Source organism: Microbulbifer sp. MCCC 1A16149 (assembly GCF_050368945.1).
Taxonomy (GTDB): domain Bacteria; phylum Pseudomonadota; class Gammaproteobacteria; order Pseudomonadales; family Cellvibrionaceae; genus Microbulbifer.
Window position 1 is genome coordinate 1123876 of record NZ_CP185959.1, and the last position, 16149, is coordinate 1140024.

The following is a 16149-nucleotide window of genomic DNA, read 5'->3' on the forward strand; positions in this document are numbered from 1 at the left end:
GCAACAATTATGAAAATACGTAGTGACATTATTCGCATGTACCGCGATATCCACAGCTGGGTGGGTATTGTTTGCGGTCTTGCACTTTTCATCGCCTTCTATGCCGGTGCCATCACCATGTTCGAGGCACCGCTGAATCGCTGGGCATCCCAACCGGCTGTGTTCAGTGAGCACACCCCGTTGGAGAAAACCCAGGAACTTATTGAAAAAGTACTGGCGGATTACCCGCAAGCCGCGGGCCGCTATGAGGTTACCCTGGATGCCGGATTGCAAGACCGTCCGGCACGAGTGATGTGGAGTACCGGCCCCCGTGGTAGAGGCACCACTTACTACGCAGAGTTGGCGGAAGACGGTTCGCTTCAGGTGCATACACAAGGGCCCTCTGCCGTGGGGCAGCTGGTGGATGACTTGCACCAGCAGGTGGGGATTCTGCTGGACCATGAGTTGGTTATGCCGCTGGTGGGTGCTATTTCCCTGATGTACTTTATCGCGCTGGTATCCGGTGTAATCGTACTTTTGCCGACGCTGGTCAAAGACCTGTTTATTCTGCGCATTGGAAAAAACCTGAAGCGCATGTGGCTGGATTTACACAACGCGCTCGGCCTGTTCAGCTTGCCATTTCATATCATCATGGCGTTAACGGCGGTGGTGTTTGCGTTTCACGATCTGTTCTATGCCACCCAGTGGACATTGCTGGAAAAGAACGGCCGGCCGGAAGCACACGAAGTATCGGCTGGTCACCGTGAACCATTGGCGCCGCATCAGATTGTTGCCCGCCTGCGGGAACAGACACCGAACTTCAAACCGCTGTATATGCAGTTCCATGCTGAGGAAGATCACGGTCTGGAACTTCGTGTGTCCGGGAGTAATCCCCGCCATGGGTCTCGGGCTCCGGGTTACGGCATTGCCGGGGTAGATCCCTATACCGGTGACCTCACCTCCATGGATTACATGCCCGGCGAGCAGGATGCCTGGTACGCGACACTGACCAGCTTTTTCTCTCTGCATTTCGGTAACTTTGGCGGTAACCCGATCCGCTGGACCTACTTCCTGCTGGGACTTGCCGGCGCCGTGCTGTTCTATACTGGAAACCTGCTGTGGATTGAGTCCCACCGCAAGAAACGCCGCAAGGGCTACGAGCATCTAGATGTACAGCAGACAAAGCCTTCCATCATTCTGGGCGCGCTGACCGTAGGGATTTCCCTCGGCTGTATTGCGGGAATTTCCACAACCATCGCCGCGGCCAAGCTGTTGCCACTGTGGACGGATGCACTGGCTGCGTGGCACATGGGGATCTATTACACGGTGTTTTTCCTTTCGGTGGTATGGGCCTTTTATCGCGGTGCAGCAAGGGGCGCTGTGGAGTTGCTATTTACCTCTGCTGTGGCCACATTGCTCATCCCCGCTGTAAGTCTGCTTTCTGCTCTGTTTCCCAGCGTTGGCTGGAATCACGGGGGGAATACCTATTTGATCGATGTGATGGCAATTATCGGTGCAGGGTGCTTCGCATTCCTTGCGGGCAAGACCGTGCAGCGGATTCACAACGCGCCGGAATACAGTATCTGGTATGTGGGGGAAGAGGTATCGCCAACGCAGATCCGCTCATTACCATCTTCTGGCCTGACGTGACGACGTATTCAGCTGGGAAGAATGATACCTCCAACGGTGAGTTGCGCATTGCCGGTTGGTAATGCCACAGAACGCGTTTCAAATGTGTTGTCGGTGATCGATATCCGAATGAGCACCTCATTTGCAGTAATGATGCGCAGCATTGAGGTACTCTCGCGTTTTCTTTCGCCACTTTTCTGGCTCGCTAATGTCGCTATCCAGCAAGTGTGCAGCCGAGAGCTGGGCGCGAAGCAGGGCGCGTTCGGCGCGATAGAAATTTGACAGGATCTGCGCTGGCCGGTCGCCGCTCGATCGATAGTAAAATTCAACACACGCCTCTCCCAGTTCCGCGTGTCCCAGTAATTCGCACTCGAGCGCGAGATAGCTCAGTTCATCCACCGGGTCGACGCAACGCAGGTTGGGGTCAAATTCCAGGCAGTCGATAATTTGCGGCGGCTGGGTCAGGAAGCAGTGTTCCGGTCTCAGATCACCGTGGCCCTCGACGATTTTCCCCTTCGCCGCGCGTTCGCCGAGCAGTTCCGCTTCGCGCAGGATAAAGTCCAACAGGGTGTTTACCAGCTGATCGATTTCCTTGGCATCCAGAGACATTTCGGGGGCTTTCAGCTGATTGCGCAATTCCCTGCAACGATGGCGCAGTCTTGCCAGATACTGCTCGGGCTGTATGGGAACTGGTTCTGCGGTCCGATAAAAGTCACACAGTCGCTGGAGCAGTGGTGCCAGTTGTTGTGGTGTGGCGCTGTCTATCCGATATGGAAGCGAGGCGTCTTCCCGTAGACGGCGCATTTTGACCAGCCATTCCACTGGCAAGCCCCGCTCATCGAGGTTCAGCTGCCCGAGCTCATCGACTCGCAGCGCTACCACATCCAGGTAGGTTCCATCGGTCATACGCCGGTTCAGGCGCAGTTCTTCGCGGCAGATGACATAGCGCTTTTCCAGACTGCTGAAATCGAGATAACTGGAGCGCACCGGCTTTTTCATTTTGTAGACGTAGTGGTCCGTGAGAAACACTCGGGCCATATGGGTCTCTATGAGCCGCACTGTTTCCGTGCCCTCGGGGTAGCTACTTGGAGATAGCAGGAAGCGGGTCTTCTCTTCAAGTCCAGGGTTTGTGACGTTGGAGTCGGTCATGGCGCGCTTTGTCGTTGGGCCTGTTTGCTAGTCTAGTTTTATTAGACATGTATTGAGCGCATTCCGGTTTGAGATCTGTATTTTGTCAGTCATCGAGGTGTGAGTCGTGATGACGCCGTTTTATGATCGCGTGGAAGCGGGGCGTCTACTAGCGGAGGCGCTGCGCTCCTCTTTGCCAGATGACGCAAAATATCGGGGTGCCATCGCGCTGGCGTTGCCGCGTGGCGGTGTGCCTCTCGGTCTGGAAGTGGCGCGTGCGCTGCATATTCCTCTCGATTTGATGCTGGTGCGCAAGCTGGGAGTGCCGGGGCACAGAGAGCTGGCGATGGGCGCGATTACCAGTGGCGCGCGGGTAGTGAATGAAAGCGTAATCGCGAACTGTGGTATTAGTGATGAAACGCTGGACGCCGTGACGAGCGAGGAGCACTTAGAGCTCGAGCGGCGCGCCAGACGGTACCGCGGGGACCGACCCTGGCCCGACCTGAAAGGTCGCTGCGTGATTCTGGTGGACGACGGTATTGCCACCGGTGCCACTATGGAGGCCGCTGCGCGCGCAGTTCGTCTGCAACAACCGGCTTCCATTGTTCTCGCCGTGCCGGTTGCGCCGCCAGATGCCCTCGCGCGCTTTAGCCCACTGGTGGACGAGATTGTGTGCCTGGCCACCCCGGAAGCTTTCTGGGCCATTGGCGCCTGGTATCGGGATTTCTCTCAACTGACGGATGAGGAAGTTATCGCGATGATGCGCGAGGCTGACTCGCTGGCGAGGGGGGAAGATGAATAGGCAGGAGGTGTTGATTGATGCCGCCGGAGAGCAGCTGGAGGGCTTTTTGACCCTGCCGGCTACGACCTGCTCGCTGGTGCTCTTCGCACACGGCAGTGGCAGTAGCCGCTTCAGCCCGCGGAACAATGCGGTCGCGGCGGAGCTGAATCGAGCTGGAATCGGTACTCTGCTGTTCGATCTGCTGACCGCTGATGAGCACCGGGTCGACGAGATTACCCGGGAATACCGCTTCGATATCGAGTTGTTGGCTCGGCGGCTGATTGCCGCACTAGATTGGGCGGTGGTTTATAAGGAATCTGCGCCATTGAACATCGGGCTGTTCGGTTCAAGTACAGGAGCCGCCGCCGCTCTCATCGCCGCCGCGGCGCGGCCACACGCGGTAAAAGCGGTTGTGTCACGCGGCGGCCGCCCGGATCTGGCGGATACTGCCTTGCCCCTGGTACGGGCGCCCACGCTGCTGGTGGTTGGCGGTGAGGATTATCAGGTGATCGAGTTAAATCGGCGTGCGGCAGCGAAAATGGACTGGCTGTCTTGCAACGCGGAGGGGCCCAAACTGGAAATAGTCCCCGGTGCTACCCATTTGTTTGAGGAACCCGGCACTTTGGAGGAGGTGGTGCGCCTTGCCATTGGCTGGTTCCAGCGGTACCTGATTGATGACCGGTCTGAAACTGTTTAGCCTCGAAGCCGGTGCTGAATTCGCTCAGCGTGTATCTGCCGCGCTCGGTGTACCGCTTTCTGCCCACGAGGAGCGCGACTTCGTCGATGGCGAACACAAGATCCGTCCTTTGGAAGAAGTGGAGGGCGATGATGTCTATGTGGTGCAATCCCTGTATGGCGACGCGAGTATTGGCCTCAACGACAAACTGATACGTCTTCTTTTCTTTATCGGCGCGCTAAAAGATGCGGGGGCTGCCAGGGTTACCGCCGTTATTCCCTACCTCTGTTACGGTCGTAAGGATCGCCGCACCAAACTCCACGACCCGCTTTCCAGCCGCTATCTGGCGAGTTTGTTTGAATCCCTCGGCACTGACGCGGTCGTGACGCTAGACGCCCACAATCAGTCCGCATTTGAGAATGCTTTCCGATGCCGAACCCTGCATCTGCCGGCGCAGCGGTTGTTTGTGGATTTCGCAGTACAGCAGCTGCAGGGGGATCGCCATCCTCTGGTGGTGGCTTCGCCGGATGTCGGCGGAGTGAAACGCGCTGAAGCCATGCGTCAGGCGCTTCGTGAGCGGTTGGGGCGGGAAATTGGCCGCGCATTTGTTGAGAAATACCGCAGTGCAGATCAGCTTTCCGGTGGTACGTTGATTGGCGACGTCGACGATGCCTGTGTGCTGATCGTTGACGACCTGATTGCCGGTGGCGGTACCATCACCCGCGCGGTTGCCGCGATTCAGGGCGGTGGTGCCGCCCGCATCTGGGCGCTGGCCAGTCACGGGCAATTCTGTGGAAATGCGCTGGCGGGGCTGGGCCAGTTGCCACTGGAAGCCATCGCCGTGACCAACTCGCTGCCACAGGCGGTAGCGCCGTCACTCCAGGTCGTGGACTGTGCGCCTTTGATTGCAGAGGCGATACACAAATTACATCACGGTGGCCCGGCAACCCAGCTTGGCTTTGATTAGCGCGCCCTGGTGAATTCTTTTGGTGTCGCCTGTGCTGGCGTTGGCTTGGAAATTTGCACGCAGGTCATATAGCCAGTGGGTTGCCGCGCTCGATAATCGTCTTTATATCCACTCCCGTCGGTAAAGTCCCAGTATTTCCTGTGCCGCGAGTTTCTAAACGCGAGGCGATAAATCCCTCGGCGACGGCACTATTGCCCGCTTGCATCAGCAGGTGACTCTGCATCGTAAGTGCCAGCTGGTCGACGATGTGTCGTGCGCGGTATTCGATATTGTCCATCTCCGAGAGCTGGCTTTTCAGGTGTGCCACTGCTCGATCAAAGCGCAGGTCGTTGCCTTTGCTTTTTTCCAGTTCGTCATACCAGTTGGTGAGTACCTCTGGTGTCTTCGTCAGGGCCCGCAGCACATCCAGTGCCTGAATATTGCCGGATCCTTCCCAGATGGCGTTGATCGGCGCATCCCGGTAAAGACGGGCGGTAATAAAGTTTTCAATCACACCGTTGCCACCCAGGCATTCCATCGCTTCATAAGCGTGGTGCGGGGTGCGCTTGCAGATCCAGTATTTACCCACCGCGGTACCGAGACGCATCAACAGTTTCTGTTGTTCTTCGTCCAGATGATCCATTGCCTGCGCCATACGCATGGTCATGGCGATGGAACCTTCCACCTCCAGCTGCAGGTCCGCCAGCACATTCTGCATCAGCGGTTGATCGATCAATGTCTTGCCGAAGGCGCTGCGCTGACTCGCGTGGTAGATCGCCTGCAGGGTTGCCTGCCGCTGACCGCCGGAGGAACCGATCATGCAGTCAAAGCGGGTGGCGGAGACCATTTCTATGATTGCCGGTACACCGCGGCCTTCCTCTCCGACCAGCCAGCCGATAGCGCCGCGCAGTTCGATTTCTGAGGAGGCGTTGGAGACATTGCCGGCCTTGTCCTTGAGCCGCTGTACCTGTATCGGGTTTTTGCTGCCGTCCGGGTGCCAGCGCGGCACCAGAAAGCAGCTCAGCCCCGCCTCGGTCTGGGCCAGCATCAGGAAGGCATCGCACATGGGGGCCGAGGTAAACCACTTGTGGCCGACCAGTTCGTAGCTGCCGTCGCCCAGCGGTGCCGCTGTCGTGGTATTGGCGCGCACATCGGAACCTCCCTGCTTTTCGGTCATTCCCATACCAATGGTCAGGGCGGATTTTTCCGTATGCGGGCGGTTGCTGGGATCGTAACCGCGGTCGCAAATTTTTGGCAGCCACTCCTTTGCCAGCGCCAGACTGAGCCGAATTGACGGCACCGAGGCAAACGTCATGGTGACGGGGCAGCCGTGTCCCGCTTCTACCTGGCAGTGCAGGTAATACTTGGCGGCTCGCACCACATGTGCCCCGGGTTTCGGATCGGTCCAGGGCGCCGAGTGCAATCCCTCAGACAGGGCAAGTTGCATCAGCTGGTGGTAGGCCGGGTGGTAGTTGACCTGATCCACCCGGTTGCCAATGCGGTCGTGGGATTCAAACTCAGGTTTGTAGTGATTGGCCTGAAAGCCGCGCTCAATCCATTCAGGGCGGCCGCAAATCTCGCCGTAGCGCTGCAGATCGTCTTCTCCCCAGTGGCCGCCGTTGCGCTGTATCGCTTCGCACAGTGCAGTGTCATTGGCGTACAGGTTGTGGCCCTGCAGGGGGGCGGGCTGGTTTAACACCGTGTGTGTGTTGGCCAGAACGGATGGGCCTTGGTCTTTGCTCATGGATTATCTCTCTGTAGACCTGCAGACGGATGCCATGGGGGTGGCACAGGCTTTAGGGTAGTCAGCCGCGCATTCTTTTGCTGTTTATCCTACCGGCTTATCGCCAAAATCAATTGCCTTTTGCGGTCGGCGGTCTTGTCGACTTGCGCCAATCTCCTGCGCGTCTCGTGCGGTGCACAAATCCTATCCTGGGCTGTTAAGAGAAGTTGTGACAGCGTTGTCATTCCTGGGCGTTCAGCGATAGTATGCGAAATCCGATTCGATCAATAAGGGAAAGGGGAAAGTTATGGCGCGTTGTTCTGTGGGGTTTCTGCGGTTGTGTGTGAGCGCGTGTCTCGGTGCATGGTTGGTATTGGCGCTGTCGATCGGGTCAGTCGTCGCGAAGGAATCTGATGGTGTGGCTGCACCTGTCAGCCCGGATCAGCTGGCGGTAATGGGGTATTACACCGGTGATGGGCGCGACCTGGATCGCTACGATTTCAATAAGTTGACGCACCTGATCTACAGCTTTGTCTACCTGGATGGAAATAAAGTCAGTTTCCGCGATGCCGCAGCCATCAATGACTACCGTCGTTTACTGGCGCTGAAGAAAACGTATCCACACCTGAAGGTGATGCTGGCGCTTGGTGGCTGGGGAGGTTGTGAACCCTGCTCGGATGTTTTCTCCTCCGCGGAAAACCGGCAGGTGTTTGCGCGCTCCGTAAAGTCGGTGCTGACTGATATTGGTGGAGATGGCCTGGATCTGGACTGGGAATACCCGGCCATCGAGGGACACCCCGGACACCCATACAAGCCGCAGGACCGGCAGAATTTCACCGCACTGGTGCGAGCACTGCGTTCCACCCTGGGGGATGAATCTCTGATTACCGTGGCCGCCGGCGGGTTTGACGAGTTCTTGCAGAAGTCTATGGAGTGGCAGGAGATTGCGCCTCTCATCAATAGCGTCAATCTGATGAGTTATGACCTGGTGAATGGCTTCAGCACGGTGACCGGCCACCACACGCCTTTGTATTCCACTGCGGACCAGAAGCAGTCCACAGACAATGCGGTGCGCTTTTTACTGAATGCCGGATTCCCCGCACAGAAGATCGTGATCGGTGCCGCGTTCTATTCTCGGGTTTGGGAAGGTGTAGCGGAGGAGGATAACGGACGCTATCAGTCCGGGCGTCATGTACCTGGGTTGCGTTATTCACAATTGGCTGCGGAATATCGCTCCGAAAACGGCTATCGGCTGTTCTGGGATGAAGACGCTGTGGCAGCCTATGCCTACGACGCGGAAAACCAGCGCTATGCGACCTTTGATACACCGCACTCCCTGACGCTGAAAACCCGCTATGCAAAAGAGCTGGGCCTCGGCGGCATCATGTTCTGGGAGTTGCCCGGGGACACCGACGAGGGCGCTATGGTCAAGGCAATTTATGCAGAAAAAACCGCAGATTAAATTCCGCGATCAGATACTGCGTTTGCCAGACAGGTTGAGCGTCAGCTCCAGCAGCCCCGCCCAGGGATCCATTTCTTTGCCGCCCTTGATGGCATTGTCTACGGCGCGGGCACGCAGCAGGAAATTTTCCAGGTGTCTGGGGTGCAGGCGTCGGCAGGCGGCCTGTACCGCGGGCTGACGTTTCTGGATGCGCACCAGCCGGTTGATGGGCTGGCCTTCGTCGAGTTTTTTCTGGATGTCGATCAGGCTGCGGATTTCGCGGGCGATGGCCCAGAGCACCACCGGTGCTTCCACGCCTTCGGCGCGGAGTCCCTGCAGGGTTCTGACAGCGCCGGCGGCATCGGCGGCGAGGGCTTTGTCGATCAGGCCGAAGACATCGTAGCGCGCGGAGCTGGCGACGGCGTTGTTCATGGTGTCGGCGGTGATCACGCTGTCGCTGGCGAGCAGTTTCAGCTTTTCAATTTCCTGGCTGGCGGCGAGCAGGTTTCCTTCCACGCGTTCTGCAAGAATTTGTATCGCTTCCGGTTCCGCTTCGAGTTCGGCACTGCGTAAACGCTGGTGTATCCAGCGGGGCATTTCTGCGGCATCTACAGGCCAGATCTGAACCAACACGCCTTTGGCTTCCAGCGCCTTGACCCATTTGCTGTTGAGCTGGGAGCGGTCGAGCCGCGGCAGCACCAGTAGCAGCAGGGTGTCGTCGTTGGCCATGCTGGCGAACTCTTGCAGGGCTTTGCTGCCTTTATCGCCGGGTTTACCGCCAGGGAGACGCAGTTCGATGACTTTTTTGTCGGCGAACAGCGACATGCTGCCAGCGGCGGATAGCAGTTGCCCCCAGTCGAAGTTGTGCTCGCCGTGTAGCAGGTCGCGCTCGTTAAAACCGTGCTTGCGCGCGGTTTCGCGGATGCTGTCGCAACACTCCTGCACCAGCAGCGGTTCGTCACCGGTGACGACGTAGATGGGGGCGAGGCCCTGACGCAGGTTCTGGGGCAGTTGCCGCGGGTTGATTCTTGCCATGATTGCCGCGGTTCCTTACGGGGAGGCGGGGTCGTCGGTGACCGGGCTGCTGATTTCTATGCGACGCAGGCGGTCGATGATGCGGCTGATGAGTTCACGGCGCATTTCTTCCCGCTGCAGGCGCTCTTCTTCCCCTTTACTCACGACTTCGTTGTCGTCCCATTCGAGGGTGCGGTACACGTCTGCCTTGGCCATGGTGAGCAGGTCGCGGCCGGTTTTGTCGCGCACGCTGTATTCGGCGCTGGTGATCAGTTCGTATTCGGAGGCGCGGCCCTTGGAGTCGACGGAGACGGTGCGTTTGGTTTCGGTCTCTTTGTGAATCGTGAGGGTGAAGTCGGCCTCGGTGGGGGCTTCGGCCAGGGGCAGGCCACTGGTCTGCAGCAGACGGGTGATACTTTCGGCCAGTTCGCTTCTCGGATCTTCGGTGGTGATGTAGAGCTTGCTGCCGGGCGGGAAGTTCTTCGGTGCGCCGCGGAGGTGCCAGCCGCAGGCTGCGATGGTGACGGCCAGGATTACTGTCAGGGTGCGCAACATTGTAGTTTTCATCGAGGTCCGTTGAGTTCTTTTTTATAGGAAGTGGCGGCCGGGTGCCGGAGCCGGGTTTTCAGGACCGCTGTAAATACGTCCCTGTACGCTGCGTCGGCGACGTCCATGTCGCCGACGCTCCTGAAAACCCGGCCCCGGCACCCGGCCTTAGCATCGTGTTTTGATGCTTCGTAAGCCGGGAGCGCAATACTCTAGCTTTGTGTTTTAGTTGGCGACGATATTGACCAACTTACCCGGTACCACGATGACCTTGCGTACGGTTTTACCATCGGTAAATTTGAGTACGTTCTCATCGGTCAGCGCCATTTTTTCCAGGGTTTCCTTGTCCGCATCTGCCGGTACTTCCAGCTTCGCACGCAGCTTGCCGTTCACCTGAACGACCAGGGTGATACTGGAACGCACCAGGGCTTTTTCGTCGACCTGCGGCCACTGGGCATCGACCAGTTCGCCGCTGTTGCCCAGCGCATTCCACAGTTCGTGGCTGATATGCGGGGTAACCGGAGCCAGCAGCATGACGGCGGCCTGCAGGGCTTCGCGTTCTACGGCAAGGCCGTTGGCGGAATCTCGTTCTGCGATCTTGGCGACTTCGTTCAGCAGTTCCATCACCGCGGCGACGGCGGTGTTGAAGGTCTGGCGGCGGCCGTAGTCGTCGCTGACTTTCTGGATGGTTTCGTGGGTTTTGCGGCGCAGCTGCTCCTGTTTTTCAGTCAGGGCTGAGGTGTCGATCGCAGCGCTGCCGTCGCCGGCTTCGATATGGCCGTGGACGGTTTTCCACAGTTTGCGCAGGAAGCGGCTGGCGCCTTCCACGCCGGAGTCGTGCCACTCGAGGGTCTGTTCGGGGGGCGCGGCGAACATGGTGAACAGGCGCACGGTGTCGGCTCCGTATTCCTGTACCGCGGCGTGGGGATCGATGCCGTTGTTCTTGGACTTGGACATTTTGACCACGCCGCCGGCAACCACTTCTTCACCAGTGGCGCGCTCGATGGCTTTGATCGGCTTGCCCTTGTCATCGCGCTCTACGTCTACCGCGGTGGGGGCGATCCAGGTTTTGTGGCCGTTTTCTTCTTTGTAGAAGGATTCGGCGAGCACCATGCCCTGACACAGCAGGCGCTTGAAGGGCTCGTCGCTCTTCACCAGACCTTCGTCGCGCATCAGTTTGTGGAAGAAGCGCGCGTACAGCAGGTGCAGGATGGCGTGTTCGATACCGCCTACATACTGGTCGACCGGCAGCCAGTAGTTGGCGCGGTCCGGGTCGAGCATGCCTTCTTCGAAATCGGGGCAGGTGTAGCGGGCGTAATACCAGCTGGATTCCATGAAGGTGTCGAAGGTGTCGGTTTCGCGCTCGACCGCTTCGCCGTTGTATTCGTCTTTGCACCACTCCGGATCGGCTTTGATCGGGGAGGTGACGCCGTCCAGCTCCACGTCTTCCGGCAGCAGGATCGGCAGTTTTTCTGCCGGTACCGGGATTTCGCTGCCGTCGGCCAGGTTGAACATGGGAATCGGTGCGCCCCAGTAACGTTGACGGGACACGCCCCAGTCGCGCAGGCGGTAGTTGGTGGTGACGCGACCCTTGCCGGCAGCTTCCAGGCCATCGGCGATAGCATTGAAGGCGGCGTCGAAGTCGAGGCCGTCGAAGCCACCGGAATTCACCAGTACACCTTTTTCGGTGAAGGCCTCTTTTTCCAGATCGATGGCTTCGTCGCCCGCGGGTGCCACCACCTGCTGGATCGGCAGGTCGTATTTCTTGGCAAATTCCCAGTCGCGCTGGTCGTGGGCGGGCACTGCCATCACCGCGCCGCTGCCGTAATCCATCAGCACGTAGTTGGCGACCCACACCGGGACTTCTTCGCCGGTGAGCGGGTGGATGGCCTTGAGGCCGGTGTCCATGCCTTTCTTGTCCATGGTGGCCATATCGGCCTCGGACATGGATTGCTTCTTGCACTCGGCAATGAAGGTCTTCAGCTCTGGATTGGATTCGGCCAGTTCCAGGGCAATCGGGTGCTCTGCGGCGAGGGACACGTAGGTGACGCCCATCAGGGTGTCCGGACGGGTGGTGTAGACATCGAAGTGGTCGACGCCGGCAATGGTCTTCGGCAGGGCGAAGGCCAGCTCGACGCCCTTGGATTTGCCGATCCAGTTGCGCTGCATGGTGCGCACCTGCTCCGGCCAGTCGGGAAGCTGGTCCAGGTCCTTGAGCAGTTCTTCGGCGTAATCGGTGATCTTGATAAACCACTGTGCCAGCTCGCGGCGCTCCACGGTGGTGCCGCAGCGCCAGCATGCACCGTCTTCCACCTGCTCGTTGGCCAGTACGGTGGCATCGTGGGGACACCAGTTCACGGCGGAGTTCTTCTTGTACACCAGGCCTTTCTTGTACAGGCGGGTGAAGAACCACTGTTCCCAGCGGTAGTAGGACGGCTGGCAGGTGGCCAGCTCGCGGGACCAGTCAAAACCGAAGCCGAGAGCTTTCAGCTGGCCCTTCATGTAGTCGATATTGGAGTAGGTCCACTTGGCCGGTGCGGTCTTGTTCTGGATCGCGGCGTTTTCCGCCGGCAGGCCGAAGGCGTCCCAGCCCATGGGGTGCAGGACGTTTTTGCCCTGCATGCGCTGGTAGCGGGAGATCACATCGGTGATGGTGTAGTTGCGCACGTGCCCCATGTGCAGCTTGCCGCTGGGGTAGGGGAACATGGATAGGCAGTAGAACTTGTCCTTGGCGGGGTCTTCCTTTACCTCGAAGCTTTTCTGCTCGGCCCAATGGCCCTGGGCGGCGGCTTCGACTGCTGAGGGGTTGTACTGCTCTTCCATCTGTGGGGAACCTATACTCTGTGACTCGATCTATTGGGAAATTCTGACCAGAAGACGCGCTTGCGGTTCGGTCGGAAAACGGCGAATTATAGGAGGGATGGGGTGAGTAAGAAACCTAAAGCGGGGTCGAAAGCCGATCCAAAAGCCGCACAACCGGTGGATAACCCCGATCTGCTGCTCGAAGACGAAAAAGTTACCGCCGGGGTGCGCCAGGATCTGGAAAGATTGGTCGAGGATGAATTGGCGGTGGAAAAGCTCACCGCCAGCAAGGCGGCCTTCCTGCGCGCCTGGCTCAAGGACGATGTGCACCGGGCAGAGGAGTATCTGGAGGATCTGGGCGGCGAGCTGAAAACCCTCGAGGAGCGCACCGGCGACTGGCTGCTGGATGCCGCGGACCCGACCAAGTCAGCCTGGCCTGCATTGATGTACTGTATCCGTCACGGCGAGCCCTGGGCGCTTGCCGGGGAAGATGTGGGTGAGGGGGAGGAGTTGCAGTGTCTGGGCTGTGGCTACCGTGCATTGCCCGATGCAGGCGCTCAAATTACGCCCTGTCACCGCTGTGGGTTTGGATGTTTCCGGCAGATCAGCGGCGGCCTCGAAGAAAATTGAGTGATCGCTGCTCAGGCAGCGCCCTTGATCCTCGCGCACCATATTGGTGCGAGCGTGTGTTTCCCCAATAATAATATTTCATTCTGCAAACAGGACCGCTGCCACAAGATGGAACTGCAAGCCGCTCTGGCAACCCTCATCATGCCGCCTTTCGCCCCGCTGGTCGGGCTGCTGTTGGCCTTCGTATTCTGGTTTTTCCCTGCGTCTACCCCCGTAGCCAAATTGTCACTGCCGCTAGCTATCCTGTGCTTCATCACTCTGTGGATTTGCGCGACACCGGCGTTCTCCGGCTGGCTGGGACAACGCCTGGTCCATTCTCTTCCAGACACGCCGGATATGGAGCCGACGGCGGTTGTGGTGCTCGGCGGTGGGCGCTACCGGGATGCGGATACCGGGGCTGAGCGGCTTTCTGCCGCCAGCCTCGAGCGCGTTGCCTGGGCGGCGGGAGAGGCGCCGGAGAAGCTGCCGATCCTGGTCTCGGGAGGGCGGGTTTTCAGTGAGGAGAAGGCGCCAGAGGCAGACCTGATGGCCGATGCGCTGGAAAACCTGTTCCGGCGCCCGGTGACTTGGCGTGAGAATTGCAGTCGTACGACGGCGGAGAACGCGACCAACTCCGCGGCACTTCTGCACGATTCGGGAGTCGAAGGTGTGCTTCTGGTGACGCACTGGTGGCACATGCCCAGGGCTGCGGAAAGTTTTGCCCGCGCCGGAATTCAGGTGCGGCCTCTCCCGGTCGGGAGTGCTGGAGAGCTAGTGCCGCGGGCCGAGAGCGGCCTGCTGCGCTGGCTTCCCAGTGCGGCGGCGCTGTTGCGCAGTCAGATGTACTGGCGTGAGCTGGTGGCGGACCAGTGGTATCGCTGGCGTCCACTGCCCTCCCGGCGGGTTTGCTGAACACTCTGTAGGCGCTTTCGCCGGGCGGCAAGTTGACCGACGGGCCGGTTTGATTCCGGATATGCGCTTGATGCCCCCGGTGTGAATAACTAGTATGGGCGCCTTACAAGACGGTTACTCCTGAAACCATCGGGCGCCCGGTTGCATCGTCAAACAGCGATCAACCTGGCTACGTGGATCGACGCGGAAGTCCCAAATAATAGGTAGTGGAGTAAGTTTCGGATGATGGAGCATCTACGCGGCGGCTTCGGCCATATCGCGCACAATAACAAGATAAAAATCGAGGTAACCTCCAGATGACGGGTATCCCAGCATCCTTTTCCCCCATTCAGTTGCACAATCGCCTGAACCGTCCGGTATGGATCGGTCTAAAAATGGCCCGCCGCGGCACACGCCAGCTGGTGATGTTGTCTGCGGGTGAGGAAAGTGCCGCCAGGCTGAGCAAAAACTTCGAAACCTTCGTCGGGCAGATCGTCCGCGAGTTCAAACTGGACCCGGAGCAGACCGATTTTGTGGAGCTGCGCCAGGAATCCAGTGATAGCTGCGAGAGCGATACCGAAGCTCACAACTGGTATCGCTGGCACGCACACTGGGTCGGATCGGCTCCGGTGGAGTGCAAAGCCGAACCCGTGACCTCCGACGGCGCGCGCAGCTATCTGGAGACGATATTGACCCGCAACACCGCGGCGGCCTGAACACCAGTCTGTCTAACCGACTTCGGCAATACCCATTCCTCGAGCCCGCCCAGTGCGGGCTCGTTTGCATATTGTGTTTGTGTTTTTTGGGGGGTGGGCGCGTGTACAGCGGCTAGCGAGATCGGGATGAAGCGTGGGCCTCGCCGTTTTGAGGTGTGCTGCCCAGCAGGTCGGCGAGGGCTTTCTCTAACGTCGGATACTGAAAGCTGTAGCCACTGTCCAACGCCACACGCGGTTCCATTCTCTGGCTGGCGAGGAGTAGCTCCTCCGCCATTTCGCCGAACATCAGTCGCAGTGCCCATGCCGGCGTCCGCATCAGACAGGGACGATGCAGCTGTCTTGCCAGCAGTCGGGAGAAGCTGTTGTTGGTGACCGGTTCCGGGGCGCTTGCGTTGAAGGGGGTGCAGATGCGCCGGTCGATGGTATGTAACATCAGGCCGACGATATCTTCTTCGTGAATCCAACTCATCCAGTGTTCACCGCTACTCATGGGACCACCGACGCCAAGTCGGAAGGCGGGCAGCATCTGCGGCAGGGCACCGCCGCGAGTGGATAGTACGATGGCGGTACGCATGGTGCCGACGCACAGCCCCGCCTGCTGCAGGGGTTGGGTCGCAGCTTCCCAGTCCCGGCACAGTTCCGCGGCGAATCCGCCGCCGGGCCCGCTGGTTTCCCTGAGCAGATCACCGCCGCGGTCACCGTAATAACCCACCGCGGAGCCGGAAAGGATGTATTCGGGGCGCTGCTCCCTGGACAGGATCCACTGCACCAGCTGGCTGGTGGTCTCCAGCCGCGAGCGGCGGATTTCCTGTTTGCGCGCGCTGGTCCAGCGCTTGGAAATGGTCTCTCCCGCCAGATTGACGACCACATCTACCGGGCCTTCGACCTGTTGCAGTTCGCGTACGCCCTGGGCGGATTCGCCACAGAGTTTGTGCACCTTCTCGGGAGAGCGGCTGAGTACCGTGAGGCTGTGGCCTCGCGCCAACCATTGCGCACAAAATAGACGGCCTATCAATCCAGTGCCGCCAGTAATTAAGCAATGCATAAATCTGGCATCCGTGCCGCACATTGTCTGGTCTGTGCATGAAAAACGATTGCCCGGTCTATTTGGCGCATCTTCAGCGCGGGAACCGGGAGCAGGCTCGACTGCCTGCCGGGCGAAATGACCGGATCAATACTGCGCGGGGGGCTTTTTCGCCGGGTGAATATCTCACGATAATAGCAGGCTGCGGGCGGCTTGCAGGAAATGCCGGGCAAGAAATCCCGGG

Annotated in this window: 14 protein-coding genes; 8 read left to right on the forward strand and 6 right to left on the reverse strand. The window is 59.1% G+C overall.

Annotated elements, in window-relative coordinates:
- The first annotated feature begins 9 nt into the window (after positions 1 to 9).
- The gene (locus ACONT6_RS04640) at positions 10 to 1629 is read left to right on the forward strand and encodes a PepSY-associated TM helix domain-containing protein (protein WP_428820629.1); all 1620 of its coding nucleotides are present in this window, start codon (positions 10 to 12) and stop codon (positions 1627 to 1629) included.
- A gap of 117 nt (positions 1630 to 1746) precedes the next feature.
- Here the strand turns inward: ACONT6_RS04640 and ACONT6_RS04645 are convergent, their stop codons facing one another.
- Positions 1747 to 2646, reverse strand: a complete 900-nt coding sequence (locus ACONT6_RS04645; RefSeq protein WP_428820630.1) for a hypothetical protein — start codon at positions 2644 to 2646, stop codon at positions 1747 to 1749.
- Positions 2647 to 2866: 220 nt separating this feature from the next.
- Between ACONT6_RS04645 and ACONT6_RS04650 the strand changes: the two genes are divergently transcribed.
- Genes ACONT6_RS04650 through ACONT6_RS04660 form a run of 3 tightly spaced genes read left to right on the forward strand, consistent with a single transcriptional unit; the run spans position 2867 to position 5160 of the window.
- Positions 2867 to 3538 (forward strand): phosphoribosyltransferase, encoded by a 672-nt coding sequence (locus ACONT6_RS04650; protein WP_428820631.1) that lies wholly within the window; start codon positions 2867 to 2869, stop codon positions 3536 to 3538.
- The gene (locus ACONT6_RS04655) at positions 3531 to 4214 is read left to right on the forward strand and encodes a dienelactone hydrolase family protein (protein ID WP_428820632.1); all 684 of its coding nucleotides are present in this window, start codon (positions 3531 to 3533) and stop codon (positions 4212 to 4214) included. The genes ACONT6_RS04650 and ACONT6_RS04655 overlap by 8 nt, the downstream gene beginning before the upstream one ends.
- Complete coding sequence (locus tag ACONT6_RS04660; protein ID WP_428820633.1) at positions 4192 to 5160, forward strand: ribose-phosphate diphosphokinase; 969 nt, start codon at positions 4192 to 4194, stop codon at positions 5158 to 5160. The genes ACONT6_RS04655 and ACONT6_RS04660 overlap by 23 nt, the downstream gene beginning before the upstream one ends.
- Before the next feature lie 64 nt (positions 5161 to 5224).
- Here ACONT6_RS04660 and ACONT6_RS04665 read toward each other — a convergent pair whose 3' ends face one another.
- Entirely contained in the window at positions 5225 to 6883 is a 1659-nt protein-coding gene (locus ACONT6_RS04665) for an isovaleryl-CoA dehydrogenase (RefSeq protein ID WP_428820634.1), read from the reverse strand.
- A 397-nt stretch (positions 6884 to 7280) separates the two neighbouring features.
- On the opposite strand from ACONT6_RS04665, the gene ACONT6_RS04670 reads away from it, so the two are divergent.
- Positions 7281 to 8324 (forward strand): glycoside hydrolase family 18 protein, encoded by a 1044-nt coding sequence (locus ACONT6_RS04670; protein ID WP_428820635.1) that lies wholly within the window; start codon positions 7281 to 7283, stop codon positions 8322 to 8324.
- Positions 8325 to 8333: 9 nt separating this feature from the next.
- On the opposite strand, the gene holA is transcribed toward ACONT6_RS04670, so the two are convergent.
- The 3 genes from holA to leuS form a co-directional block, all read right to left on the reverse strand.
- Complete coding sequence (gene holA, locus ACONT6_RS04675) at positions 8334 to 9338, reverse strand: DNA polymerase III subunit delta (protein ID WP_428820636.1); 1005 nt, start codon at positions 9336 to 9338, stop codon at positions 8334 to 8336.
- Positions 9339 to 9353: 15 nt separating this feature from the next.
- A complete protein-coding gene (gene lptE, locus ACONT6_RS04680; protein ID WP_255463396.1) occupies positions 9354 to 9872 on the reverse strand; it encodes an LPS assembly lipoprotein LptE in 519 nt (172 codons plus the stop codon).
- Between the two features lie 216 nt (positions 9873 to 10088).
- A complete protein-coding gene (gene leuS, locus ACONT6_RS04685) occupies positions 10089 to 12686 on the reverse strand; it encodes a leucine--tRNA ligase (protein ID WP_428820637.1) in 2598 nt (865 codons plus the stop codon).
- Between the two features lie 102 nt (positions 12687 to 12788).
- Between leuS and ACONT6_RS04690 the strand changes: the two genes are divergently transcribed.
- The 3 genes from ACONT6_RS04690 to ACONT6_RS04700 all read left to right on the forward strand — a co-directional run bounded on the left by ACONT6_RS04690 (position 12789) and on the right by ACONT6_RS04700 (position 14881).
- Entirely contained in the window at positions 12789 to 13295 is a 507-nt protein-coding gene (locus ACONT6_RS04690) for a zinc ribbon-containing protein (RefSeq protein ID WP_428820638.1), read from the forward strand.
- Between the two features lie 108 nt (positions 13296 to 13403).
- On the forward strand, positions 13404 to 14186 hold the full coding sequence (locus tag ACONT6_RS04695) for a YdcF family protein (RefSeq protein ID WP_428820639.1): 783 nt from the start codon (positions 13404 to 13406) through the stop codon (positions 14184 to 14186).
- Positions 14187 to 14482: 296 nt separating this feature from the next.
- Positions 14483 to 14881 carry a hypothetical protein gene (locus ACONT6_RS04700; RefSeq protein ID WP_428820640.1) on the forward strand — a complete coding sequence of 133 codons (399 nt, stop codon included), beginning with the start codon at positions 14483 to 14485 and terminating at the stop codon, positions 14879 to 14881.
- A gap of 112 nt (positions 14882 to 14993) precedes the next feature.
- On the opposite strand, the gene ACONT6_RS04705 is transcribed toward ACONT6_RS04700, so the two are convergent.
- On the reverse strand, positions 14994 to 15950 hold the full coding sequence (locus ACONT6_RS04705; protein WP_428820641.1) for a TIGR01777 family oxidoreductase: 957 nt from the start codon (positions 15948 to 15950) through the stop codon (positions 14994 to 14996).
- Positions 15951 to 16149: the final 199 nt, after the last annotated feature.